General features: G+C 50.2%; 1 protein-coding gene. It reads left to right on the forward strand.

Translation table 11 applies throughout. The features are described from left to right. A partial coding sequence (locus Q5762_RS39280; protein WP_315897109.1) for a hypothetical protein occupies window positions 1–247 on the forward strand: 247 nt, incomplete at both ends.

Below are 247 nucleotides of genomic sequence, written 5' to 3' on the forward strand. Positions count from 1 at the left end.
GCCATGGGGGTCTCTTCCCTGGTGTTATTGCTGATGCCCCATATTACCTTCAGCAATGAATATTATCTCTTCTTGATGGTGATTGGTGGGTTGCTGTTACCTGCCGTGGGCGAATTCCTCGGCCTGTACCAGCCCTGGCGCGGCCGAAGTCTCTACAGCATGTTAGGGGCGTACTGGTTAAGTTGGCTAGCTACTATCGTATTGCTCAGTTTGTTGCTAGTGGCTACACAAAATACCGCCAATTTCT

Source organism: Streptomyces sp. P9(2023) (assembly GCF_032436795.1).
Classification (GTDB): domain Bacteria; phylum Actinomycetota; class Actinomycetes; order Streptomycetales; family Streptomycetaceae; genus Streptomyces.